28 protein-coding genes are annotated in these 21964 nt (G+C 71.5%); 16 read left to right on the forward strand and 12 right to left on the reverse strand.

Annotated features, from left to right (window positions below):
* The first annotated feature begins 46 nt into the window (after window positions 1-46).
* Together OG329_RS31145 and OG329_RS31150 are read left to right on the forward strand one after the other, a co-directional pair.
* Window positions 47-943: a serpin family protein gene (locus tag OG329_RS31145; RefSeq protein ID WP_405799713.1), complete on the forward strand. Its 897-nt coding sequence runs from the start codon at window positions 47-49 to the stop codon at window positions 941-943.
* Window positions 915-1205: a serpin family protein gene (locus OG329_RS31150; RefSeq protein ID WP_405799714.1), complete on the forward strand. Its 291-nt coding sequence runs from the start codon at window positions 915-917 to the stop codon at window positions 1203-1205. The genes OG329_RS31145 and OG329_RS31150 overlap by 29 nt, the downstream gene beginning before the upstream one ends.
* Before the next feature lie 24 nt (window positions 1206-1229).
* Here the strand turns inward: OG329_RS31150 and OG329_RS31155 are convergent, their stop codons facing one another.
* Complete coding sequence (locus OG329_RS31155) at window positions 1230-1598, reverse strand: ArsR/SmtB family transcription factor (protein WP_405799715.1); 369 nt, start codon at window positions 1596-1598, stop codon at window positions 1230-1232.
* Between the two features lie 32 nt (window positions 1599-1630).
* Between OG329_RS31155 and OG329_RS31160 the strand changes: the two genes are divergently transcribed.
* Both OG329_RS31160 and OG329_RS31165 read left to right on the forward strand, forming a co-directional pair.
* On the forward strand, window positions 1631-2329 hold the full coding sequence (locus OG329_RS31160) for an alpha/beta fold hydrolase (protein ID WP_405799716.1): 699 nt from the start codon (window positions 1631-1633) through the stop codon (window positions 2327-2329).
* Between the two features lie 99 nt (window positions 2330-2428).
* Window positions 2429-2647, forward strand: a complete 219-nt coding sequence (locus tag OG329_RS31165; RefSeq protein WP_405799717.1) for a hypothetical protein — start codon at window positions 2429-2431, stop codon at window positions 2645-2647.
* Window positions 2648-2705: 58 nt separating this feature from the next.
* On the opposite strand, the gene OG329_RS31170 is transcribed toward OG329_RS31165, so the two are convergent.
* Complete coding sequence (locus OG329_RS31170; protein WP_405799718.1) at window positions 2706-3128, reverse strand: winged helix-turn-helix transcriptional regulator; 423 nt, start codon at window positions 3126-3128, stop codon at window positions 2706-2708.
* A gap of 190 nt (window positions 3129-3318) precedes the next feature.
* Between OG329_RS31170 and OG329_RS31175 the strand changes: the two genes are divergently transcribed.
* Window positions 3319-3984, forward strand: a complete 666-nt coding sequence (locus OG329_RS31175) for an FMN-dependent NADH-azoreductase (RefSeq protein ID WP_405799719.1) — start codon at window positions 3319-3321, stop codon at window positions 3982-3984.
* A 22-nt stretch (window positions 3985-4006) separates the two neighbouring features.
* Window positions 4007-4735 carry an SDR family NAD(P)-dependent oxidoreductase gene (locus OG329_RS31180; RefSeq protein WP_405799720.1) on the forward strand — a complete coding sequence of 243 codons (729 nt, stop codon included), beginning with the start codon at window positions 4007-4009 and terminating at the stop codon, window positions 4733-4735.
* Here OG329_RS31180 and OG329_RS31185 read toward each other — a convergent pair.
* Both OG329_RS31185 and OG329_RS31190 read right to left on the reverse strand, forming a co-directional pair.
* Window positions 4722-5651 carry a cupin domain-containing protein gene (locus OG329_RS31185; protein ID WP_405799721.1) on the reverse strand — a complete coding sequence of 310 codons (930 nt, stop codon included), beginning with the start codon at window positions 5649-5651 and terminating at the stop codon, window positions 4722-4724. The two genes, OG329_RS31180 and OG329_RS31185, sit on opposite strands and share 14 nt — an antisense overlap.
* Before the next feature lie 26 nt (window positions 5652-5677).
* Window positions 5678-5812: a hypothetical protein gene (locus OG329_RS31190; RefSeq protein WP_405799722.1), complete on the reverse strand. Its 135-nt coding sequence runs from the start codon at window positions 5810-5812 to the stop codon at window positions 5678-5680.
* A 38-nt stretch (window positions 5813-5850) separates the two neighbouring features.
* Between OG329_RS31190 and OG329_RS31195 the strand changes: the two genes are divergently transcribed.
* Together OG329_RS31195 and OG329_RS31200 are read left to right on the forward strand one after the other, a co-directional pair.
* On the forward strand, window positions 5851-7257 hold the full coding sequence (locus OG329_RS31195; RefSeq protein ID WP_405802113.1) for a GDSL-type esterase/lipase family protein: 1407 nt from the start codon (window positions 5851-5853) through the stop codon (window positions 7255-7257).
* The gene (locus OG329_RS31200; RefSeq protein WP_405802115.1) at window positions 7188-8075 is read left to right on the forward strand and encodes an NAD-dependent epimerase/dehydratase family protein; all 888 of its coding nucleotides are present in this window, start codon (window positions 7188-7190) and stop codon (window positions 8073-8075) included. The genes OG329_RS31195 and OG329_RS31200 overlap by 70 nt, the downstream gene beginning before the upstream one ends.
* Here OG329_RS31200 and OG329_RS31205 read toward each other — a convergent pair.
* Window positions 8050-8304 (reverse strand): hypothetical protein, encoded by a 255-nt coding sequence (locus OG329_RS31205; protein ID WP_405799723.1) that lies wholly within the window; start codon window positions 8302-8304, stop codon window positions 8050-8052. The two genes, OG329_RS31200 and OG329_RS31205, sit on opposite strands and share 26 nt — an antisense overlap.
* Window positions 8301-8468 carry a hypothetical protein gene (locus OG329_RS31210; protein WP_405799724.1) on the reverse strand — a complete coding sequence of 56 codons (168 nt, stop codon included), beginning with the start codon at window positions 8466-8468 and terminating at the stop codon, window positions 8301-8303. The genes OG329_RS31205 and OG329_RS31210 overlap by 4 nt, the downstream gene beginning before the upstream one ends.
* Before the next feature lie 222 nt (window positions 8469-8690).
* Between OG329_RS31210 and OG329_RS31215 the strand changes: the two genes are divergently transcribed.
* From OG329_RS31215 to OG329_RS31235, 5 genes are read left to right on the forward strand one after another with little or no spacing between them, the layout of a single operon-like run.
* Window positions 8691-9494: a Scr1 family TA system antitoxin-like transcriptional regulator gene (locus OG329_RS31215; RefSeq protein ID WP_405799725.1), complete on the forward strand. Its 804-nt coding sequence runs from the start codon at window positions 8691-8693 to the stop codon at window positions 9492-9494.
* Window positions 9491-9688: a DUF397 domain-containing protein gene (locus OG329_RS31220; RefSeq protein ID WP_405799726.1), complete on the forward strand. Its 198-nt coding sequence runs from the start codon at window positions 9491-9493 to the stop codon at window positions 9686-9688. Before OG329_RS31215 ends, OG329_RS31220 begins: the two co-directional genes overlap by 4 nt.
* Entirely contained in the window at window positions 9685-9882 is a 198-nt protein-coding gene (locus tag OG329_RS31225; RefSeq protein WP_405799727.1) for a DUF397 domain-containing protein, read from the forward strand. The genes OG329_RS31220 and OG329_RS31225 overlap by 4 nt, the downstream gene beginning before the upstream one ends.
* The gene (locus tag OG329_RS31230; RefSeq protein ID WP_405799728.1) at window positions 9879-10073 is read left to right on the forward strand and encodes a DUF397 domain-containing protein; all 195 of its coding nucleotides are present in this window, start codon (window positions 9879-9881) and stop codon (window positions 10071-10073) included. Before OG329_RS31225 ends, OG329_RS31230 begins: the two co-directional genes overlap by 4 nt.
* A 39-nt stretch (window positions 10074-10112) precedes the next feature.
* On the forward strand, window positions 10113-10910 hold the full coding sequence (locus tag OG329_RS31235; protein ID WP_405799729.1) for a hypothetical protein: 798 nt from the start codon (window positions 10113-10115) through the stop codon (window positions 10908-10910).
* Between the two features lie 46 nt (window positions 10911-10956).
* Here OG329_RS31235 and OG329_RS31240 read toward each other — a convergent pair whose 3' ends face one another.
* Complete coding sequence (locus OG329_RS31240; protein WP_405799730.1) at window positions 10957-12033, reverse strand: response regulator transcription factor; 1077 nt, start codon at window positions 12031-12033, stop codon at window positions 10957-10959.
* Window positions 12034-12189: 156 nt separating this feature from the next.
* On the opposite strand from OG329_RS31240, the gene OG329_RS31245 reads away from it, so the two are divergent.
* Complete coding sequence (locus tag OG329_RS31245; protein WP_405799731.1) at window positions 12190-13647, forward strand: FAD/NAD(P)-binding protein; 1458 nt, start codon at window positions 12190-12192, stop codon at window positions 13645-13647.
* 7 nt (window positions 13648-13654) lie between these two features.
* On the opposite strand, the gene cpt is transcribed toward OG329_RS31245, so the two are convergent.
* Window positions 13655-14206, reverse strand: a complete 552-nt coding sequence (gene cpt, locus OG329_RS31250; protein ID WP_405799732.1) for a chloramphenicol phosphotransferase CPT — start codon at window positions 14204-14206, stop codon at window positions 13655-13657.
* Between the two features lie 35 nt (window positions 14207-14241).
* The gene (locus OG329_RS31255) at window positions 14242-15354 is read right to left on the reverse strand and encodes a DUF2330 domain-containing protein (protein ID WP_405799733.1); all 1113 of its coding nucleotides are present in this window, start codon (window positions 15352-15354) and stop codon (window positions 14242-14244) included.
* 284 nt (window positions 15355-15638) lie between these two features.
* On the opposite strand from OG329_RS31255, the gene OG329_RS31260 reads away from it, so the two are divergent.
* Window positions 15639-17708 carry a bifunctional glycosyltransferase 87/phosphatase PAP2 family protein gene (locus OG329_RS31260; RefSeq protein ID WP_405799734.1) on the forward strand — a complete coding sequence of 690 codons (2070 nt, stop codon included), beginning with the start codon at window positions 15639-15641 and terminating at the stop codon, window positions 17706-17708.
* Window positions 17709-17739: 31 nt separating this feature from the next.
* Window positions 17740-18210, forward strand: a complete 471-nt coding sequence (locus OG329_RS31265) for a GNAT family N-acetyltransferase (protein ID WP_405799735.1) — start codon at window positions 17740-17742, stop codon at window positions 18208-18210.
* Between the two features lie 26 nt (window positions 18211-18236).
* Here OG329_RS31265 and OG329_RS31270 read toward each other — a convergent pair whose 3' ends face one another.
* The 3 genes from OG329_RS31270 to OG329_RS31280 are packed head-to-tail and all read right to left on the reverse strand — an operon-like array spanning window position 18237 to window position 21942.
* Window positions 18237-19079: an ECF transporter S component gene (locus tag OG329_RS31270; protein ID WP_405799736.1), complete on the reverse strand. Its 843-nt coding sequence runs from the start codon at window positions 19077-19079 to the stop codon at window positions 18237-18239.
* Window positions 19076-20791: an ABC transporter ATP-binding protein gene (locus tag OG329_RS31275; RefSeq protein WP_405799737.1), complete on the reverse strand. Its 1716-nt coding sequence runs from the start codon at window positions 20789-20791 to the stop codon at window positions 19076-19078. The genes OG329_RS31270 and OG329_RS31275 overlap by 4 nt, the downstream gene beginning before the upstream one ends.
* Window positions 20788-21942, reverse strand: a complete 1155-nt coding sequence (locus OG329_RS31280; protein ID WP_405802116.1) for an energy-coupling factor transporter transmembrane protein EcfT — start codon at window positions 21940-21942, stop codon at window positions 20788-20790. Before OG329_RS31280 ends, OG329_RS31275 begins: the two co-directional genes overlap by 4 nt.
* Between the last annotated feature and the right edge of the window lie 22 nt (window positions 21943-21964).

Here is a 21964-nt window from a genome sequence, read left to right on the forward strand (position 1 = left end):
GGCCGGCGGGCCGGCGGGCGTGCCCTGCCCGTCGTACGCTCGGCGCATGGGACAGGCGACAGGACTGACGACACACGCCGGGGCGATGCGGACACTCGCCGAGCGGTGGCTGCGGGTGCGCGGCGACGGTGAACAGCGGGCAGTGGACGGCGACTTCGTCTGTTCGCCCGCCGGGCTGTGGCTGGCGCTCGGCGCGGTGACCGCCGGGGCGCGGGGGGAGACCGCCGGTGAGCTGGAGGCGCTGCTTGGGCTCGGCGGTGCGGGCGGTGCGGGCGTCGGTGGTGGCGGTGGCGGTGGCGGTGGTGATGTCGCCGGGGCTGTGACCGACAGCGCCCGCGCGCTCGCCCGGACCGACCAACTGGGCGTGGCCACGCGGGTATGGAGCCGTACGCCCGTCTACCGCGCGTATCGGGAAGCCCTTCCCGACATCGGTTTCGGTCGTCTGGACCCGGCCGAGATCGACGCGTGGGTACGGGAGTCGACCGGCGGGCTGATCGAGAAACTGCCGACGGAGATCGACGAGAACTCGCTGCTCGCGCTCGTCAACGTCCTCGTGCTGAAAGCGCGTTGGCACACGCCCTTCGAGGCGCGCGCCACCGTGGCCCGGCCCTTCACGGACGCGGCCGGGTCGGTACGTGACGTGCCGACCATGCACCAGCACATCGGCGCGCGCTCCGGATGGACGGTGGACGGCGCGCACGTGGTCGAACTGCGCTGCGAGGGCGGCGAGTCGGCGGTGCGCGTGCGGTTCGTGCTCGGGCAGGAGGGCGCGCGGGCGGCGGACGTCCTGGCCGCCGGGTGGGCGCCCGAGTCGCGCCGTACCCCGATCGACACCGAGTTGATCGCCCTCGCGCTGCCCCGGCTCGAACTGCGTACGACGATCGAGATCACGCCCCCAACTGGCCGCGCTCGGCGTGACGTTCGCGACGAGCGACCTCGCTGATTTCTCCGCGCTGTCGCCGGAACGGCTCAAGATCGAGAAGGTGGTCCAGGAAGCGGTGGTGAAGGTCGCCGAACTGGGCGTCGAGGCGGCGGCGGTGACGGCGATCGTGATGCGGGCGGCGGGGGCGGCCCGGCCGCCTCGCGTGGTGCCGATCGCCTTCGACCGGCCGTTCGGCGTGGTGGTCCTGGACGGCACGGGCGAGGTGCCCCTGTTCACGGCCTGGCAGGCGAGCGCGCCTCGCGGGCCGGTGGTGGGGGAGTAGGGGCCTGGCCGGTGCCGCCGCCCCTCACCCCTTCTCTGAGGCCATCGCTCGCAGCAGCGCCGCGACGAGGCCGGGGAAGCGGGCGTCGAGGGCGGTCCGGCGCAGGCTCATGTAGCGGTGGGTGACTTCGCGGCGGGTGTCGGTGAGTGCCGCGAGACGCATGACGTTGAAGTGGTGCGAGGCGGCAGGTGGTTTGAGGCCGAGGTCGGCGATCGCCTGCGTACAGGAGACCTCGCCCCGCTCCGCGAGCATCCGGAAGATGATCCGCCGATGCGGATCGGCGAGCAGGGAGAGCAACTGACCGGGAGAGAGGTCGGGGTCGGGGGCGGGGGCGGAGTCAGCTCCGGCGTCCGTCGGGTCCTCGGTGTCCGCCAGCACTGCTTCAATGATCATTGAAACAAGCCCTCGCTGCGAAAGGCGCAGACATGCCCACTTCCACCCCGCTGCACACCCGCGTCTGGGGCGACGGTGACCGCACCGCGCTGCTGGTGCACGGGCTCACGTCGGCCTCGACCAGCTTCGTACGACTGGGGCCGGAGCTGGCCGCGCGCGGCTACCGCGCCCTGGCGCCCGACCTCCCCGGGCACGGCGAAAGCGGCCCGCTGGACTCGTACACCCTCAACGCCGAGGCGGACGCCCTGGCCGAGGCCGCGCCCGGCCCGTACACCGTCGCCATCGGACACAGCCTCGGCGGCCTGCTGCTGCTCATGGCGCGCGACCGGATCCCCGCCGAGCGCTACGTGTATCTGGACCCGTCGTGGGGCCCGGTGGCCGACGAGAGCTTCGCCCAGGCGCTACGCGACCAGACCCGCTGGGACCTCGCGACCCTGACGGCGGCGAACCCCCGCTGGCACCCCGACGCGGTCGCGGCCAGGCTGGAGGCGCTGCGCCGCTGGGACACCGCCACCCTCGACGCGCAGTCCGGCTTCCCCGGCGTGACGCCCGAGCCCCCCGCCGCGCCCTCCCTGGTCGTCCTGGCCGACCCGAGCCCCACGGTCCCCGAGGCGCTGGCGCTGCGGTTGCCACAGCTCGGCTACACGGTGCGGACCGTGCCGGGGGCGGGACACGTACTGCACAACGACGATCTCGACGGCACCATACGGGCGTTGGAGGGGTGGATCTGACCCGCGCGTCAGATCGTGCGCTTGTACGCTCCGTGACGATCTACCGCAGTAGCTGACTAGGATCACAGCCCACACACGCTCCTGGGGAGGGACAGCGCGATGGAACTGGTGCCGGGCGAGTACGAGTTCACCTGCGACGAATGTGAGGGCGACGGGTCTGTGCAAGTTGTTCAGGGCACCGACGACGATGAACCCGAGCTCGTGTGGGACAAGTGCGACGAGTGCCGCGGCGAAGGAACTGTGAGCTACGACGAGGAGGAGGCAGCGCAAGCCATTGAGTTCGGCCGCACCCCGCTGCGTACGCCTTCCGCTACGTAAGGGTCATCTGGAGTCGCTGAGGCTCCGTCGTCCGTCAACCTCCGGGGGCCGCCGCGACTCAGGGCCGGGAGGAGGCCGCGGTACCGGCCTGGGCGCGGTTGGTGCGGATCTCGTCGTGGTGGTCGGCGGCCCAGCCGATCAGCCGCATGACGATCTCGTGCAGGCCGCGGCTGAGCGGGGCGAGGTCGTACTCCACACGCGGCGGCACCTCGGCGTAGGCGGCGCGCGTGATCAGGCCGTCCTCCTGGAGCTGGCGCAGCGTGTGGGTGAGCATGCGCTGGGAGATGCCCGGGATCTGACGCTGTAGATCGGTGTAACGCAACGGGCCGTCCTCCAGGACGGCGATGATCAGCATGCTCCACTTGTCGCCGACCCGGTCGAGGACCTGCCGGATGAAGGCCATGCGGTCGGCTGGGATGCCCGCGCACGGCCCGATCGCGGCCGCCGTCCGCGTACCGGCGCTGTCCTGCATGGCACCCATTCCTCTCCGTCGCGCACACGCGTGTGCCTTTTGTACCGGCTTCCATACTGGCGCATCATGGCGCTACGAACAAATAAGAGGAATTGGAGGTCAGGAGGTCAGGCCGGGAAGGATGGCTGCGCCGTCCCGGCCCGTCCCTGACGCGTCACCCCCATCCCCTCCCCCCCCTCTGTGTGAAAGGCGCACAGCCATGTCGTACCTGCTGCACATCGACTCTTCCTCGCTCGGCGAGGCGTCCGTCTCCCATCAGGTCGCTCAGTCCTTCCGTGACCGGTGGCAGGGCCCGGTCGTCCACCGCGACCTCGCCGCCTCGCCGGTGCCGCATCTGAGCGCCGCGGGCGTCACGGCCCGCGTCACCGATTCCGCCCAGCACACTCCCGAGCAGGCGACGGCGGCCACGCTCCAGGACGAGTTGATCGAGGAGTTCCTGGGCGCCGGCGCGTACCTGTTCACGGTGCCGATGTACAACCTCTCGATGCCGTCGGTGTTCAAGGCATGGCTGGACCAGATCATCGTCATGGACCGGACCCTGATCCTCCACAACGGCCCCTCCCCGGTCGCGGGCCGTCCGGCCGTGCTGATCTCCGCCCGGGGCGGCGGCTACGGCCCCGGCACCCCCAACGAGGGCCTTGACTACGTGGTGCCCACCCTGGAGGCCGTCCTGGGCAACCTCCTCGGCCTGGACGTCACCGCCGTGACACCCGAGCTGACCATGGCCCCCGAGGCTCCGGCCCTGGCCCCGCTCCTTCCCCTGCACGAGGCGTCCATGACGGCCGCCCACGACACGGCCCGCACGCTCGCCACGACCTTCGCCACAACCGTCCGCACGACCTTCGGCACAGCTCGTGCCGCCTGACTCATCTCTCCAGGAGCACCCCATGTCCAAAGTGATCGCTGTCTTCGGCGCCGGCCCTGGTCTCGGCGCCTCCGTCGCCCGACGCTTCGCCGCCGAGGGCTTCCGTGTCGCCCTCGTGGCGCGTCGCAAAAACCGCCTCGACGCCCTGGTCGACCAGCTCGGTGCCGAGGGCGTCGACGCGACCGGCTTCACCGCCGACCTCTCCGCGCCCAAGGAGATCCCCGCCCTGATCGAGGCCATTCGCGAGCGGTTGGGCCGGATCGACGTGGTCGAGTACGGCCCGGTGCCCAGTGCCCGGTTCACCCCGGCCGCCGAGCTGGACCCGGACACCCTGGCCCGGGGCATCCCGCTGCTCCTGCTCACACCGCTGGCCGTCGTCCAGGCCGTGCTGCCGGAGTGGAAGGAACGCGGCGACGGCGCGTTCCTGATGACCACCGGCGCCACCGCGGTCCACCCCATGCCGCAGGCGAGCGGGGTCGGCCCGCTGATGGCCGCCGCCCGGAACTGGCTCTACTCCCTCAACGGGGAACTCACCGAGTCGGGCATCTACGCGGGCACCCTCTCGATCGCCGCGTTCATCGCGGGCAGCGAGGCGGCAGAGGCGGCAGCGGCGGCAGCGGCATCAGGCGCGTCGGAGTTGACGGCCGCGTTCCCGGTCGTCGACCCGGCCGACCTCGCCGCGCTCTACTGGGACATGTACACCGAGCGCGACCGCGTCGAGGAAGTCCACCCCGCTTTCAAGGCCGGCTGACCGGCCGGACTTCTCGGCGGTAGCGGCCCGGTGCTATGCCGTGCTCGCGTTTGAACGCCTTGGCGAACGCGTACTCCGAGCCGTAGCCGCAGCGTTCGGCGACGGTCTGGAGCGGGGCGTCGGTGCCGAGCAGGAGTCGGGACGCCGTGCTCATCCGCCACCAGGTGAGGTAGGCCAGGGGCGGCTGGCCGACGGCCGTGACGAACCGTTTGGCGAAGGTGGCGCGGGACACGCCGGCCCGGGTGGCCAACTCCGCGACGGTCCAGGGGTGTTCGGGGCGCCGGTGGATGTCGTGCAGCGCGGTGCCGATGGCCGGGTCGGTCAGCGCGGTGACCCACCCGGTGGCGCCGGGGCCCGACTGCTCGTCGAGCCAGGCCCGCAGGACGTACAGCAGGAGCATGTCGATGAGCGGGCTCAAGATGGCTTCGGAGCCGACGCGGGGTTCGCGTAGTTCGTCGCCCACGAGTTCGACGGTGGCGCGGAGCGAGCGGTGGTGCCCGACGCGGGCAGGCAGGTGAATCACCGGCGGCAGGTCGCCGAGCAGCGGATGCGGGCGGACGCGGTCGAAGCGGTAGCAGACGCAGAGCATCTCGGTGGCGGCGCCCGAGCCGGGAATGTTCAAGTCGGTGATCAACGATGTGCTGTCGTGGACGGGACGGAAGTCGACGACGGGGCTGCCCGGCCGGTCCGCCAGCACATGCCCCTGCCCCGGCGCGATGAACAGCACGTCGCCGACGCCGAGCGTCAACGGCGTGCCGTCCGGGGAGATCACGCAGCACGCGCCCTGGAGAACGATGTGGCAGCAGGCCGAGTCGTCGGCCGGGAACCGTAGGCCCCAGGGTTCCCAACTTCTGGTGCGGGCCGCGTACGACCGTCCGGCGCGCATCGCGGTGAGGATGTCACCGAGAATGTCCATACCGCCGAAACTTACCAAGGATCAGATTAGACGCAGAGACATTTTTTCTGGACCACAGGATATTCAGCGTCTGTCATCGACTCCCTACGGTTGATCGCGAACACGTTGTCGATCACGTCGATCACGTCGATCACGTCGATCACGTCGATCACGTCGATCACGTCGATCTCGATGCCTGGGGACTGCGCCTGTGTCTGTCATGCAACCCACCAACACCGATACGGCCGACACCGGCCTTGCTCCTGCCGCGACCGCGACCACCTGGGCCGCCGCCTGGACCACCTCGATGCAGCGTCCGAGTGCGAGCTTCACCCCGCACTGGTCCGAGGAGGGCTTCGCGGGCCAGACGGTCCGTCAGGTGGTCCGGGTCACCATCGGCGGCGACGCGGTCCGGATCCGGCTGTCGAACGTCTACGGGACCGGCCCGCTCACGATCACCGGGGCCACCGTCGCCGCCTGTGCGGGTGGCGCCAACATCCGGGAGGAGACGCTTCAGCACCTCACCGTCGACGGGAAGCGGACGTTCACGATCGCGGCCGGTGCGGAAGTCGCCGGCGACCTGACGCCGTTCAGGACGGCGCCGCTGGACAAGGTGACGATCACGTTCTACGCGGCCGGGCCGACCGGCCCCGCGACATTCCACGCCCAGGCGCATGCGACCAGCTACCGCGCCGACGGTGACCACCGCGCCGACGCCGGCGGCACGGCGTTCGCCGACACCTCGCAGTCCTGGTACTACCTGAGCGGGCTGGACGTGACGGGCGGCGGCGGCCCGGCGCGACCCGCGGGCATCGTGCTGTTCGGCGACTCCCTCACCGAGGGTGTGGGCAGCACCCCGGACGCCGACCGCCGCTTCCCTGACGCGCTCGCCGAGCGCCTGGTCTCGGCCGGTCGTCCCCGCGCCGTGCTGAACCAGGGCATCGGCGGTAACCGGGTGACGGTCGACTCGGCCTGGCTCGGTGACAGCGCGCTGTCCCGGTTCCGGCGCGATGTCCTCGGCCGGCCGGGCGTGGGGACGGTCGTCATCCTGCTGGGCGTCAACGACATCGGTATCAGCGAGGTGGCCGAGGCGTCGCCGTTCCCCATCTTCGCGCCGTACACCGACGTCTCCGCCGACCAGGTCATCGCAGGTCTCCGCGGCATGATCCAGCAGGCCCGCGCCGCAGGGCTGCGGGTCGTCGGGGCCACCGTGACGCCCGCAGGGCCCTCGGCGTTCTCCACCGCGCGCAGCGAGGAGCGAGGCCAAACGTGCCGCCGTCAACGCGTGGATCCGTACCTCGGGCGAGTACGACGCGGTCATCGACTTCGACCGCGCGGTGGGCTCGCCCGACGACGCGCTCCGGCTCGACCCGGCCTTCGACTCCGGCGACCACCTGCACCTCAACGACGCCGGATACCGGGCCATGGCCGATGCCATCGAGCTGTCCGACGTCCTGTCCGACGTCGGCTGAACACTCTGCATCTTTACGAAGGAGTCCTACGGTGCCTTTTCACGTTGTCGTCGGAGCCAGCGCCTCCGGTATCGCCACCGCGCGCCTGCTCGCCGAATCCGGTGAGCGTGTCCGTATCCTCAGCCGCCGTGGCGGCGGGCCCCAACATCCGCTGATCGAACCGATAGCCGCCGACGCCCGCGACGCCGCCCGGCTCACCGAGCTGACCAGCGGCGCCACGACACTGTTCAACTGCGCCACACCGGCCTACGCCCTGCTGCCCGTTGAGACCCCGGCGCTGGCCGTCGCGCTGCTGACCGCCGCCGAACGCAGCGGCGCGGGGTACGTCAACCTGAGCAACACCTACGGATACGGCCCCGCGGCCCCCGGCGAGCCCCTGACCGAAGATCTCCCCATGTCGCCGACCACCATCAAGGGACGGGTCCGGGCGCAGATGTGGCAGGACGCCATCACCGCCCACGACGAGGGACGGATCCGATTCACCGAGGTGCGGCCCGGCGACTTCATCGGACCCGGCCAGCTATCGATGTTCAATCTGCTGATCGCGCCGCCGGTACTGGCCGGCGAACCCGTGGTCGTACCGGCGGACCTGGACGCACCGCACAGTTGGAGCCACCCCGGCGACGCCGCACACGCGTTGGTCACCCTCAGCCGCGACGAGCGGGCGTGGGGCCGGGCCTGGCATGTGCCACCCGTCTCCGACGCCCCCGTCCGCGCGGTGACGAAAAGGTTCGCCGAACTGGCCGGAGCCCCCGTGCCCCAACTGACCAGCATGTCCCCCCTGGACCTGCACAACGCCGGCCTCGCCGACCCCGTCATCGCGCAGACGTGGGAGATGCAGTACCAGTACCGGCGCCCGTTCGTCCTGGACGCCTCACTGACGGCGAAGACCTTCGGCCTGACCCCCACCCCACTGGACGACGTTCTCCTGGAAACCGCCGCGTCGTTCACTGACTGCCGTCGCGCCGACTGAGCCTGTTTCTCTCGGCCACGCGCGAGCGGAGTTCTTCGGTGGCCGAACCGGGCTTGAAATCCGGGCACTTGGGGTGCCCGCATTCGCACGGCGGCCACGCGAGTACGGCCCCGGGGCTCAAGTCGGCCCCCTCCGGGCCCTGTTCCAGTTTCCGTACGACGACGATGCCGTCCACGCCGTTCGCTTCGGAGAGCTGGGACAGAAACTGTCGCGCTTTGCTGCGGGTCATTCCGGCAGCCCTTTCAGTCCGTGGAGGAGTTGTTGGAGGAGGTCGACCGTCACCACGGCGTATTCGCCTGCGGCGGGCGGGGTGTGGGGGCGGAGCCGGTAGAAGTGGCCTTCCTCTATGAGGGTGGTGAGTTGGTCGTTTGGGGGAGGGGGAGCTGCGTCCACGTCGCACCCTTCTACGCGGAGTAATCGGGGGTGTTCAGAGTGCGACGGGTGGATGTACCTTTGGAAGGCAATCGCGGTTCAACCTGTGCTCTGGTTGCGACGGCATATGCAGTCCGGTCTGACCTGCGCTGATGTCATGGCCAGCACGATTTACCGGGGCGGTGGTTGCGGCGGAATTCTTTGCGGCGTCAGCGGGAAGTTGACGGAAGGTGGGCGAATGCGATGAACAGTCCCCGACAGCAGTTCGGCGAAGCCCTGCGCGACGCACGCGAGTTACGCCCGGCAGGCAGATGGACGCAAAAGCAACTCGCCAGAGAGGTGCGCACTTCCGCGTCCACGATTTCGCGCCTGGAGCGCGGGGAGGGGCCGATCCCCAGCAACCTGCCGCCGCTGTTCGACCAGGTATTCGAGACGGACGGGCTGTTCAAGGCTCTGTACGAGAAGTCGCGGGCGGACGACTTTCCAGCGCATTCTCGACGCCGGATGGAGGTGGAGCTGCGCGCCGTCAAGATCACCGAGTGGTCACCAACTGTCGTCCCTGGATTGCTCCAGACGTCGGCCTACGCTCAGCAACTGCTCAGAAACGGTGATCTCCGGGCAAGTGACCGGGAGATTGCGACGATGGTCGGGGCTCGCATGTCGCGCCAGGATGTGCTGAAGGGGAGCAGCCCGCCCTACCTGTCAGTCGTCGTCTGCGAGTCGGTGCTCCGACGCAACGTCGGCGGCCGGGAAGTGATGCAGGAACAACTCGGTGTTCTGCTCGCACGAGGGGCCTTGCACACCAACGTGCTTCAGGTGCTGCCGCTGCACGCTGCGACGCACGGTCTCATGGACGGCTCAATGTCGATCCTGACCAGTCCTGATGGGACGTCTATCGTCTACGCCGAGGGAGTTCGGTCCGCTACGATCACTGACGAAGTGGCTGTGGTACGGGACTTGGAGCGGGCCTACGATGTACTGACAGCATCAGCTCTGTCACCAGCCGCGTCCGCAGACTTGATCCGTGATCTCATGGAGGCGTCATGACCGTATCGGTTGTCCCGCAGCACGGTTGGGTGAAGTCCTCGTACAGCGGCCAGGACGGCGGCAATTGCGTCGAGTGGTCGCCCGCCTTCGCCGAATCGCATGGCGTCGTCCCCGTTCGGGACAGCAAGGTCACCGGCGGGCCGGTGCTCACGGTCTCTCGCGTGAGTTGGCGTGCGTTCGTGGCGGCGCTGTGACCCGCAACTTTGCTGGCCCGCACCTGTGGGTGAAGTCCTCGTACAGCAGCGGTGAAGGCGGCAACTGCGTCGAGTGGTCGCCCGCCTTCGCCGAATCGCACGGCGTCGTTCCCGTCCGGGACAGCAAGCTGGTCGATGGCCCCGTGCTCACGGTTTCGCCCGCCGGGTGGCGTGCCTTCGTGGAGGCGCTGTGAATGTCACCCCGGCGCCCGAGGATTGGGCCAAGTCGACGTACAGCAGCCAGGACGGCGGCAACTGCGTCGAGTGGTCGCCCGCCTTCGCCGAATCGCATGGCGTCGTCCCCGTTCGGGACAGCAAGGTCACCGGCGGGCCGGTGCTCACGGTCTCTCGCGTGAGTTGGCGTGCGTTCGTAGCGGCTCTGTGAGCATGTCCATTGTCAGTGCGGTGCGTTTCACTGTGCGCCATGGAACTCACGCAAGCGGATGTCAGCGACCTGCTGGCCCAGCTCTGCCCGGGGGACAGCTACACGTATCTGCCCGGTGACGTGGACCCGCAGGACCTGACCGACCTGCTCAGCAGCAGGTACGGGGTGCCGCGAACCCTCGTGCTCGACGGCTTCACCGATCCGACGGTCGACGTGTCCGGGAGCGCGGCTCTCCTCCTCCCTTTCGGGGGCAGGGCAGTGAAGATGCGGGCGTGGGCGTACGGGGATCAGTGGGTCGGCACGGGTACGGCGCGGGACGCCGAGGGGGCCGAGCGGCCGGTGTTGGTGGTCGCTCGCCGGGGGGTGCCAGAACCCTTGGCGGTCGCTCCGGGCGAGGACGTCGACTGGATGGAGCGGCTCATCCGGATCACGGGTTGGACGCAGCCCGCCCAGCGGCCGGACGTGGACTGGGCACCGGTGGAGTCGCGTCTGGGCACCGCGTTGCCGAGCGACTACAAGCGCATGGTCGAGACGTTCGGAGAGGGCGCCTTTGACGCATGGCTGGACCTGAACCAGGAGCCGTGGACGAATCTCAGGGAGGACGGCCTCCTCATCTGGGCGGGCACTGAGGACGAAGACCTCTACTGCTGGAGGGTCGACGGAGACGACCCCGACCGTTGGCCCGTCGCAGTCCAGACCTTCGACGGCGAGGACGTCCCCTTCGACTGCTCGGCCGCGGAGTTCGTCTGCCGCATCCTCATCGACCCGCACCACCGGTTCACGATGGCCCGCCACTTCGACACCCACTCGTTCATGAACTACCAGGAGAGCGACTGACCGAACCCCGCCGCCAGTCCTGGTTCCGCCGGCCCACAACCCCGTGTCACCGCTCCGCCAGCAGCCGCGCCACCAGTTCGCCCCGGCTGGAGACCTCCGCCTTGGCGAACACGGCCTTCACGTGGTCGCGCACAGTGTGCGGCGAGATGAACAGCGTCTCGGCTATCCCCGTGGTGGGCAGGCCGCGTGTGATGAGCTGGGTGATCTCCAGCTCGCGCGGCGTCAGGCCGTACGCCTCCGCGACGAGGACCGCACGGTCGGCGGCGGCGGCCGGCTCGATCACGAGTGCCACCGGGCCCGGCTGCCCACCGGGGCCGCTCAGACACGAGGCGCGGCAGGTCAGCCAGTGGCCGTCGACGGTGCGGATGCGCGTCCGCGCTCCGCCCGCCCGCTCGCGGTCCCCGGCGATCGCGCGGGCCTGTAGCGCGGTGGTGACCACCCAGATCGGCAGCCTCAGGCCCAACCGAGAGGGGATGGAGGGGCCTTGAGGGAGCCGCGCGAGATGCTGCCGAGCCTCGTCGTTGATCGACGTCGGCTCGCCGGTCGGGTCGAACAGCACCAGTCCCGGCGCGGGTGCGTCGGTCGTGCCCTGTGCCGTGGACGGGCGGGCGAACCGGCGTACGCGCGCGGCCAGCGGGCCGGACAGGCCGGCGAGCAGCGTCGTCTCGGCCGGGCCGAACGGGGCGCCACCGCGCATACGGAACAGGCTCACCACGGCCCATGGCCGCTCGCCGACCCGCAGCACCGCCCGTAACTCGTCGTCCACGCCCTGGCCCCCGAGCAGCCGGCGGAAGCGGGCGCTGCGCGTGGGCAGGTCGCCGGTGGCCGCGCGCAGACCGGCCACCGGGACAGCGGCGCGGGCGAGGTCCCGGAACGGGAGGACGTTCTCCTCCAGCAGTTCGCTTTCCCAGTACGCGGCGCAGCCTTCGCCGGAACCAAGGTTCTCCACCAGCATCGGCGCGGTGACCAGACCCGTCTCGGGGTCGGTGGCCGCCCACACGGCGGAGTCGAACGGCACGAGCCGTCGCAGCCCGGCGGACGTACGGCTGAAGAGATCCCGTGTGTCGGTGGCCCGCTCCGCACCCGACAGCACCTTGGCGTGAGCTGACAGCGCCTTGGACATGGAGATCCCCCGTGGTCTGGATACGGGCCAGCCTGCCCGCCGTCCCGTCCTGCGCCAACCCCCCGTTCGCGGGGGGCAATTCCCGGTCGGCGGCGGCGAGGCTCGAAGACGCCGATGCGCCTGCCGGCGGCGGCCCGCAACGTGAGAGGAAGAAGCATGGACATCGCGATCGTCGGGGCGGGTGCCGCCGCAGTCGGCATGCTGGACAGGCTGGCGGCCACCGCCGACAACTACGGTGCCGTCACGGTGTTCGACCCGTCCCCGCTTCTGTGGCGAGGCCGCGCCTACGGCCCCGATCTGGACACGGTGCTCGTCAACGCACCACCGGCCATCATGTCCATCCGCCACCAGGACATGGGGCACTACGCGCACTGGCTGGGCACGCGCGGCACCGCACACCTCGACGAACGGCTCGGACAGCCGCTGGTTCCGCGCGCGCTCTACGGGGAGTACCTGGCACACACCGCCGAGACGGCGCTGTCCACCCTGCGCGAAGCGGGCCGCCGGGTGCGCGTCGTCCACGCGGGCGTCACCGAGGCGGCCCGGTCCGGGGCCCACTTCTCGCTGCGTACCGCGGACGGGCGCGTACACGAGGCCGACCAACTGGCCCTGTGCGTGGGCGGGGGAGCGCCGCGAGACCACTACGGTCTCGACGGCGCCCCCGGTTTCGTGGCCGATCCGTACCCGCTGGCACGCACACTCGACCGGGTCCCGCCCGGCAGCGATGTCGCGGTCGTCGGGAGCGGCCTGACGGCGGTGGATGTCGTCGTCTCGCTCGCCGCGCGCGGGCACACCGGGCCCATCACGCTGCTGTCGCGCAGCGGTGTGCTGCCCCACGTCTGGCAGCGCCCGGTCGACCACCGGCCCCGGCACGTGACCGCCGAGCGGGTGGCGGCGCTGCACCACGAGCACGGTGCCGCCACCCTGGACGACCTCATCGGGCTGCTGCGCACCGAACTGGCCGACAGCGGCGAGGACTTCGACGCGTTCGTGGCGGAACTGCTCGCGGCCGGGACCGAAGATCCGGTCCGGCGCCTGCGGGCCCAACTGGCCGCCGTCGAGGACCCCGGGATAGGCCGCCGGGTCCTCCAGGAGACGGCGCACAGCGTCGGCCCGTACGCGTGGCGGTTGCTGCCCGAGCCCGAACGCGGGTGGCTGCGGCGTCACTTCCGCCTGGCGACGAGCGTGGCCTCACCGATGGTTCCGGTGAACGCCGCCGCGATGACGCGGCTGTTGGACTCCGGGCAGCTCGCACTTGTCGCGGGCGTCCGCAAGATCGAGGCGGCGGGCGGGGTGTTCCACGTGTACGGCGACGACGGCGACGACGGCGACGACGGCCACACCGGCCGACGCACTTTCGACGTCGTCGTCAATGCCGTGAATCCGCCGCCGCAGGCGATCCCCACGGCGGCCGGACCGCTGGTCACCGCCCTGTTGGCCGACGGCTCGGCCGAGCCGCACCCGGCCGGTGGGCTGGTTCCGGTCGACCCCCGCCTGCATGTGGTGGGCGACCTCGCCGGGGGCGGTTCGTTCATCACGTCCAGCGTTGCGGGCATAGCGGCCCAAGCGGCACGGGCCGCGCGGACGATCGCCGCCGCTGCCGCCGGAGGCTGAACCCGGCTCAGGTGACGCGCGCCGCGACGGCCCGTGCGCACGCCAGGGACTCGGTGCGCGTCGTGTCCACCTCCAGGTCGTAGAACACGCCCTCGTGGACCACCTCCGCCTGCGCCGCCGCCATCCCCCGGACCCGGTCTCCTCGGGCGATCTCCCGGCCGGCGGCCACCGCGCCGTCGCACCTGACGCCGACCCACAGCACGTCCGCCCCGTCCACCCTGTCCGCCCCGCCGAGCGCCGTCCGCCATCGCTCCTGGGATGCCGTTCCGCCGAGGAAGACGTCATCGACGATGACCCTGGCGCCGACCCGGACCATCCCCACGACGCCCGCCATCCAGGCCGCTTCCAGCGCCCGGAAATCCGCCCCGACCCGCACTTCCCCATCCGAGGTGAAGTCGATTCCCCCGCCCTGGTGATCGCCCGGTCCCCGCGTCTTCGCGGGCATGGCGTCGACCAGCGAGTCGACCCCGAACGCGAGCCACGCGTGAGGCAGTACGGCCTGCAAGCACCGTACGATCCCGGACTTTCCCGAGCTGGAACCGCCGTTGAGAATGATCATCCGAGTCGTCACCGCGCCACAGCAGGACGCTTCCCTCACCGCGCGAAACGCGTTTCGCCCGCCCGGCGCCGTACCCGCCGCACCGCCCCGGCCACCACCAGCAGGATCAGCACCAGGAACACGCCGCCCACCGTCGCCAGCCAGGCCGGGACGCCCGCGATCATGCGCAGCTCGTCGTCGTAGTACACCTGCCGGTACGGCGTGTCCGACGCCGTCGCGCGCAGTTCGTGGTCCGCGTCGATGCGTTCGGGCCGCGGGAAGTACTGGTCGATCGCCGTGAGGAACGGCCGCCCCGTGCCGGTCAGTTCGGCCAGCGCCGGTGAGCCGTCCGGCGAGACCCGGCCCGCGAAACGTACCTCCGGCTCGTCCCCGCCGATCGACGCGCGCGGCTCCATCCGGTGGTCGGCCAGGACGTACAGGCCCAGCGACTGCGGCTGGTCCGCCAGGCGGGACAGGCGCATCGGGTAGATCAGCCGGTCGCTGGCGAAGCTCAGGCGCAGCGGGTCCAGCGTCCCGCGCAGGGTCGCGCCCTCCTCCTCGGGGGCCAGGCGCACCGCGACGTACTCCCACTCCTGGTCCACGTAGGGCCGGAGCCCCGTCGCGAGGTCGGAGGGGAGCTCGAAGCCGTTCGTCTCGAGCCAGTCGCGCAGCGCGTCCGGGTCCGTCGCCGTCAGGCGTGCCACGTCGAAGTCGCCGAGGCGTTCGCGGCCGACCACACCGACCGGGGGCGCCGTGGACCGCGGTTGCGGTGCGCCGTCCGACATGTATTCGCCGCCCGAGGCGAACGGCCAGTCGTCGTCGCGCGGCCAGAAGTAGTGGCGGGTACGGCGCTGCGGCTCCGTCAGGGTGTCGAGCTCGCCGAAGAGGGCCGGATCGCCCAGCTCCACATCGGCGCGGCTCGGCACCGGCATGATCCAGGCGGCCTGGGGCGCGTTCCCGTTCACCGTGAAGCGCATCACGATCTCCTCGGTGGTGCCGTCCCAACGGACCACCGACGTCTCCCGCTCGACCCCCATCGTGGACCGCGCGCCCGGCACCATCGCACCGCAGCCGCACGCGTACGCCGGTGCGATCAGCGATCCGAGCTGTGTCAGCAGCAGCGCGCACACCACCAGCAGCGCCCGCCGAGCCTTCCGCGTGCCTCGCATCCCCCGTACGCCCCGCATCCCCCGCATCCCCCGTAGCCCTCCCCGTGCCGTGTCGCGCGCCGTCCACCCGGCGCGTCAACCCAACGCCTCAGACGGCACCGGCCGCCGTTCCGGTTCCTGGTACCGGCTGTGGTGTCATCGGTGCTTTCATCGGTGCTTTCATCGGCATTTGGACAAAACAGGGATGACACTCAGGCGAAGAGGGGGTTGCCTGAGTCTCCACAGTGGGGGAATGCGAGGCTCATGGCCCAGGGTCGGGATTGGAAACGGAGGGTCGGCGCGGCGTGGCGAATGCGGAGCAGGGTGTGCGGGGCAGCACGGTGGCAGGCAGCGGATTCGGGGCCGCGCGCGCGGTGCTCTGGGCGCTGGCGGCCGGTCTCGCGGTACGGCAGGCGGTGGCCGTCCTACGGCTGCCGCCCGGCGAGCGGCTGCTCGATCTGGAGACCTGGATCGGGGAGAACGGCGTACTGCATGTGTCGGGCTCGCTGTACGAGAGCGGGAAATTCACCGGCACCCCTTTCGCCGGCCTCGTTCTCAAACCACTGGGCCGGGCCGCCGAACAGGCCCTCGGAGTCGCCTGGACCCTCGGCACGCTGCTGCTCGTCGTCGCCCTCGGCCTCGTCGCGGCGCGCGCCCTGCCGGGCCCCGTGTCACGCCGTACGCGACTGCTCGCCGCCCCCGTCGCGATCAGCCTGCTCATGCTGTCCCTGCCCGTCCGCAACAGCTTCCACCTCGGCCAGACCAGCATCATCCCGGTGCTGCTGGTCCTGCTCGGATTCTTCGTCGCGCGCGGCGACCGGGGCCAACTGGGCCCCGGCATCCTCATCGGTCTCGGCGCCGCCCTCCAGCCCGCCGTCCTGCTGTTCGCCCCGCTCCTGTGGCTGACCGGCCGCAGACGCCAGGCCCTCACCACGGCCGGCACGTTCGCGGCCTGTACGGCGCTCGCCTGGCTGGTGCTGCCGAGTGATTCATGGACGTACGTCTCGCGCCATCTCGCGGGCGCGGGCCTCGGCGAGAGCCCGGACAGCCTCGCCAACCAGTCCCTGCACGGCGCGCTGCTGCGGATCGGCCTCGAAGGGCCGCTGGAGATCGCGCTGTTCGTCGTGCTGGCCGCCGCCGTCTGCTTCGTCGGGCTGCGGCGCGCCGCGCGCTACGCCCTGGACGGGCAGTGGCTGCTCGCGGTCGCGATCACCGGCTGCGTGGCCGTCGCGATCTCGCCCACAGCCTGGCAGCACCAACTGCTCTGGCTGCTGCTCGCGCTCGTCGGCCGGGTCGGCACCCGGGCCGCCGACCGGCCCGTGTGGCCGGTGGTCGTGGTGATAGTCATGACCCTGCCCGGCAGGATGATGCTGCCGAACATGACGGTCCTGCACCCGGTGCGGGACAACGTGCTGCTGATCGCGGCCCTGGCCGCCGTCTGCGCCGTGCCTTTCCAGACCCGTACGTCCCCGTACTTCGCGCGGCCGATCGCGACCGAGTACGCGAAGCCCGTCGCGGCGCGATGGAGACGGGTCCCGCTCGCACCGTTCTGGCGGCGGCTCGTCACCCGGCCGAACCTGCTGCTCGAACTGCTGGCCATCCGTGTCGGCTACTCCGTCTACTCGCATATCCGCGCCGCCGCCACCGGCGGACGCGAGGCCGCCGAATCGCACGCCCACCAGGTCATCGCCATCGAGGAAGCCCTCGGCATCGACGTCGAGCGCTGGGTCAACCACGCGGTGGTGAAGGCGAAATGGGCGGAAGGATTCTTCGACTTCTACTACACCTCGTTCCACTTCGTGGTGCCCCTGGCCATCCTCGCCGTGCTGTACGTACGGCGGCCCGCCGACTACCGCTGGGCGCGCGCCTCCCTCGCCTTCGCCACACTGCTCGCGCTGCTCGGCTTCTGGCTCTACCCGCTGGCGCCGCCGCGCCTGATGCCGGGCCTGGACTACATCGACACGGTGCACGGCCCGCAGGACCTCGCGAACCCGGACTACGGTCCGATGACCACCATCACCAACCAGTACGCGGCGATGCCGTCGCTGCACTTCGGCTGGTCGCTGTGGTGCGGGATCGTGATCGTGCTGCTGGCGCCCAAGCTGTGGATGAAGCTCCTGGGGCTGCTGCATCCGCTGTTCACCGTCTGCGCGATCGTCGCCACGGCCAATCACTGGGTGCTGGACGCGGCGGGCGGCGCGCTCGTCGTGGGCGCGGGCTTCACCCTCACGTACGTCCTGTCCGGGCCGCGACGACTTCGGCGGGCGCCCGGACCGGTGCCGGACTCGAATCCGGGGGCCGTACCGGGGCCGGGTCCAAGTGAATCGGCCGTGCCGGGGCCGCGGGACGGGGCCGCGAAGTCGACGGCGCGGTAAATCGGTTGATCCGCACTTCTATCGTTCTCGTATGACCACAGCGCTCCGGCTGGAGAAGATCACCCCCGACAACCTCGACACCGCGCTCGGTATCAAGGTCCACCCCGACCAGGAGCATCTGGTCGCCCCTGTCGTGAAGTCGCTCGCCGAGGCGTACGTCCACCCGCCGGACGTCGCCTGGCCCCGGCTCATCCTCGACGGTGACCGGGCCGTCGGATTCCTGATGGGCTTCCTCGACATCGACTTCGCGGGCGACGGGACGGGCAAGGACATCCGCTCGGGCCTGTGGCGCCTCAACATCGCGGCCGGTGAACAGGGGCGCGGCTACGGCCGCTTCGCGGTCGGCGCCGTGGCCGCCGAGATCCGCCGGCGCGGCGGCACCCGGCTGACCGCCACCTGGGAGCCGGGGGACGACGGGCCCGAGCGCTTTTATCTCGGGCTCGGGTTCCGGCTGACGGGGGAGACGAGCGGGGACGAGACGGTGGGGGAACTGGAGCTGTAGGGGGAGCTGCAGGGCCGGCGGGAGCTTTACGGGGCGGGCCTCGGGGCGTCGAAGGTGACCGGCGCGTCGAACGCGGCCCGCCGCGTCGCCCGGCGCAGTGCCTTGAGGATCGTGCCGCCGATCGTCAGCGTCAGTACGACGGTGAGCACCGCCCGCCCCAGGTCCCAGCCGAACGACGTCGCCGCGCAGTACGCGAGGAAGCGCACCAGATTCTCGTGGACCGCGTCTCCCGGCCGGAACGAGATGCCGGACGACAGCCCGCCGAGGTAGGTCCAGCCCTGGAGATTCATGATCGTGCCGTACGCGAAGGCGGCGAGGGCCCCGTACCCGGCGAGCATCAGCGACTCGGCCCGTCCGCGCAGTCGGTCGGCGCCCGGCAGCAGCCCCGCGCCCATGGTGAACCAGCCCATCGACAGCATCTGGAACGGCATCCACGGCCCGACGCCGCCGGTCAGCAGCGCGGAGGCGAACATCGTGACGGAGCCCAGCACGAAACCGAAGCCGGGGCCCAGCACCCGGCCGCTCAGCACCATCAGGAAGAACATCGGCTCCAGACCGGCCGTCCCCGCGCCCAGCGGGCGCAGCGCGGCGCCCACGGCGGCCAGCACGCCCAGCATGGCGACCGCCTTGGCGTCCAGACCGGAGTCGGCGATCGTCGCGACGACGACGGCCACCAGGAGCGGGAGCAGCAGGGCGAACAGCCAGGGCGCGTCCTGGGAGTGGGCGAGCCCGGAGGCGGAGTCGGCGAGCAGCGGCCACCCGAAGGCGATGACGCCGATCGCGCTGACGAGGGCGAGCGCGGCGACGGAACGGGGACCGAGGCGTACGGCGCGGGCCCGGGGGTCGGGGTCGGGTGTGGTGCCGCTCATGCCGGGTCCTTCGCGACGGCTGCCAGCGCCTGTCGGACCTGAGAGACCGTCAGCCACTCCCGCGGCGCCATGATCTTCGCGACCTGTGGCGCGAACGCCGGTGAGGAGACCACCACTTGGGATGTCGGCCCGTCGGCGACGATCTCGCCGTCCGCCAGGATCACCACCCGGCGGGCGAGTTCGGCGGCCAGCTCCACATCGTGGGTCGCCAGCACGATCGCGTGCCCCTCGGCCGCCAGCGCGCGCAGTACGTCCACCAGGCGGGCCTTGGCCGCGTAGTCCAGACCGCGCGTCGGCTCGTCCAGGAGCAGCAGCGGGGGCCGGCCCGTCAGCACGATCGCCAGCGCCAGCGCGAGGCGCTGCCCCTCCGACAGGTCGCGCGGATGCGTCGCGTCGGGCACGTGCGGAAGCAGCTCGTCGACCAGCGCGCGGCAACTGCCGGGCGCCGCGCCCGCGTCGGCGTCCGCCGCCGCGCACTCGGCGCCCACCGTGTCCGCGTACAGCAGGTCGCGCGGCTCCTGCGGAACGAGCCCGACCTCGCGGATCAGCTCGCGCGGATGCGTACGGTGCGGGGTGCGCCCGCCGACGCCGACGGAGCCGGACGAGGGCTCGACCATGCCGACGAGGGTGGCCAGCAGGGTCGACTTGCCCGCGCCGTTACGGCCCATGAGCGCGACGGTCTCGCCGGGGGTGACGGTGAGGTCGACACCGCGCAGCGCCTCGATCCTGCCGCGCCGCACGGAGAGCCGGGTGACCGACGCGATCTCGGTGCGCGGGATTCCGGGTTCCGGGGATCGGCGGTGGAGCAGCCGGCCGAGGGCGGTACGAGGCGTGCCGCCGGGCCGGGGAGCGGGTGCGGCGGGTGGCGTCCCGATGGCCGCCAACGGGGGCTCCGTCGTCGCGAGTCGGGCGCGCAGACCGGCCGCCCGGCGGCGGGCGTCGCGTACGGACAGTGGCAGCGGGTCCCAGCCGGCCAGCCGGCCGAGCGCCACCACGGGCGGAAAGACGGGGGAGAGGGCCATGATCCGCTCCGGCTCGCCGACGACCGGCGCCTCGCCGGGGCCGGGCAGCAGGATGACCTGGTCCGCGTACTGCACGACGCGCTCGAGGCGGTGCTCGGCCATCAGCACGGTCGTCCCCAGGTCGTGCACCAGCCGTTGCAGCACGGCCAGCACCTCCTCGGCCGCCGCCGGGTCGAGCGCGGATGTCGGCTCGTCCAGGACCAGCACCTTGGGGTGCGGCGTGAGCACCGAACCGATCGCGACGCGCTGCCGCTGGCCGCCGGAGAGCGTGGCGATGGGGCGGTCGCGCAGCTCGGCGAGGCCGAGCAGGTCCAGGGTCTCCTCGACGCGGCGCCGCATCACGTCGGGGGCCAGGCCCAACGACTCCATGCCGTAGGCCAGTTCGTCCTCGACCGTGTCGGTGACGAAGTGGGCGAGCGGGTCCTGGCCCACCGTGCCGACGAGATCGGCGAGTTCGCGCGGCTTGTGCGTACGGGTGTCGCGGCCGTCCACGGTCACCCGGCCGCGCAGCCTGCCGCCGGTGAAGTGCGGGACGAGCCCGGACACCGCGCCCAGCAGGGTGGACTTGCCGACGCCGGAAGGCCCGACGAGCAGCACCAACTCGCCCTCGGGGACGGTGAGATCAACCCCCTGGAGAGTGGGGGCCGGTGCGTCGGTGTAGGTCACCGACACCTGCTCGAACCGGATCACCGGGTCTTCTCCTCGGGAGTGCGGGCGGGTGGCTGGGGTGCGACGAGGGCCGGGAGCAGACCGAGCAGGACGCCGGCGGCGGGCCACAGCGGCAGACCGGGTGCTTCGAGCGGTACGACGCCGGGGTGCAGGCCCGCCGGGTCGTACGCGCCCGCCAGGATCATCACGACGGCGACGGCCGCGCCCGACCCCGCGACCAGCCAGGCCCGGACGCCCCACAGGTCGGGGCGGTAGCGCGTACGGACCGAACGGCGCCCGCCGAGCCGCAGACCCGCGAGCGCGGCGGCGAGCCCTATGCCCAGGATCGGCAGTCCGTACGCGGCGCCCTCGGCGGCGAGGAGCCCGTACGAGCCCGCGCAGACGCCGAGCAGACCGCCGAGGGTCAGCGCGGTGGTGGTGCGGCGGACGGCGGGCGGTACGGCGGCCGTGCGGCCGTAGCCGCGCGCGTCCATCGACGCGGCGACGGCCACGGACCGCTCCAACGCGCCCTCCAGGACCGGCAGTCCGATCTGGAGGACCGCCGTCACGCCACCGGCGGGCCGGCCGCGCAGCCTGCGGGCGGTGCGCAGGCGCAGGACGTCGGCGACCATGTTCGGCGCGAAGGTCATGGCGACGACGACGGCGACCCCCGCCTCGTACAGGGCGCCCGGCAGGGACTTGAGCAGCCTGGCCGGGTTGGCGAGCGCGTTCGCGGCGCCCACGCAGATGAGGAGCGCGGCGAGCTTGGCACCGTCGTACAGCCCGAACACCAACTGCTCCGCCGTCACCCGCCCGCCGATCCGCACGCCCTTCGCCCAGTCGGGCAGGGGCAGTTCGGGCAACGTGACGATCAGATGCGAGCCGGGGATCGGCGAGCCGAGGAACGCGGAGAAGACGAGCCGCACGACGATGACGACGAGCCCGAGCTTGACGAACGCCCCGTACGACCGCGCCCACGGCGCGTCGGTCCGCCGGACGGCGACGACGTACCCGGCGACGCCGACGAGCAGCCCGAGGAGCAGCGGATTGGTGGTCCGCGAAGCGGCCACGGCCAACCCGAGGGCCCACAGCCACCAGGCTCCGGCGTGCAGGGCGTTGCTACGGGTGGCGCGGGGGGCGCGGAGGGGGGAGGGGTTTGCCGGGTCCGTCCGGTGGGCCGGTTTGTCCTCAATCGCCGGACGGGCTGGTTTGGTT

Origin of the sequence: Streptomyces sp. NBC_01506 (genome assembly GCF_045040295.1) — a bacterium.
Lineage (GTDB): Bacteria > Actinomycetota > Actinomycetes > Streptomycetales > Streptomycetaceae > Streptomyces.

Coding starts and splice junctions, on each gene's coding strand:
- OG329_RS31145 (WP_405799713.1), top strand. CDS start 47: ATGGGACAGGCGACAGGACTGACGACACACGCCGGGGCGATGCGGACA.
- OG329_RS31155 (WP_405799715.1), bottom strand. CDS start 1,598: ATGATCATTGAAGCAGTGCTGGCGGACACCGAGGACCCGACGGACGCC.
- OG329_RS31160 (WP_405799716.1), top strand. CDS start 1,631: ATGCCCACTTCCACCCCGCTGCACACCCGCGTCTGGGGCGACGGTGAC.
- OG329_RS31165 (WP_405799717.1), top strand. CDS start 2,429: ATGGAACTGGTGCCGGGCGAGTACGAGTTCACCTGCGACGAATGTGAG.
- OG329_RS31170 (WP_405799718.1), bottom strand. CDS start 3,128: ATGGGTGCCATGCAGGACAGCGCCGGTACGCGGACGGCGGCCGCGATC.
- OG329_RS31175 (WP_405799719.1), top strand. CDS start 3,319: ATGTCGTACCTGCTGCACATCGACTCTTCCTCGCTCGGCGAGGCGTCC.
- OG329_RS31180 (WP_405799720.1), top strand. CDS start 4,007: ATGTCCAAAGTGATCGCTGTCTTCGGCGCCGGCCCTGGTCTCGGCGCC.
- OG329_RS31185 (WP_405799721.1), bottom strand. CDS start 5,651: ATGGACATTCTCGGTGACATCCTCACCGCGATGCGCGCCGGACGGTCG.
- OG329_RS31195 (WP_405802113.1), top strand. CDS start 5,851: ATGCAACCCACCAACACCGATACGGCCGACACCGGCCTTGCTCCTGCC.
- OG329_RS31205 (WP_405799723.1), bottom strand. CDS start 8,304: ATGACCCGCAGCAAAGCGCGACAGTTTCTGTCCCAGCTCTCCGAAGCG.
- OG329_RS31215 (WP_405799725.1), top strand. CDS start 8,691: ATGAACAGTCCCCGACAGCAGTTCGGCGAAGCCCTGCGCGACGCACGC.
- OG329_RS31220 (WP_405799726.1), top strand. CDS start 9,491: ATGACCGTATCGGTTGTCCCGCAGCACGGTTGGGTGAAGTCCTCGTAC.
- OG329_RS31235 (WP_405799729.1), top strand. CDS start 10,113: ATGGAACTCACGCAAGCGGATGTCAGCGACCTGCTGGCCCAGCTCTGC.
- OG329_RS31240 (WP_405799730.1), bottom strand. CDS start 12,033: ATGTCCAAGGCGCTGTCAGCTCACGCCAAGGTGCTGTCGGGTGCGGAG.
- OG329_RS31245 (WP_405799731.1), top strand. CDS start 12,190: ATGGACATCGCGATCGTCGGGGCGGGTGCCGCCGCAGTCGGCATGCTG.
- cpt (WP_405799732.1), bottom strand. CDS start 14,206: ATGATCATTCTCAACGGCGGTTCCAGCTCGGGAAAGTCCGGGATCGTA.
- OG329_RS31255 (WP_405799733.1), bottom strand. CDS start 15,354: ATGCGAGGCACGCGGAAGGCTCGGCGGGCGCTGCTGGTGGTGTGCGCG.
- OG329_RS31265 (WP_405799735.1), top strand. CDS start 17,740: ATGACCACAGCGCTCCGGCTGGAGAAGATCACCCCCGACAACCTCGAC.
- OG329_RS31270 (WP_405799736.1), bottom strand. CDS start 19,079: ATGAGCGGCACCACACCCGACCCCGACCCCCGGGCCCGCGCCGTACGC.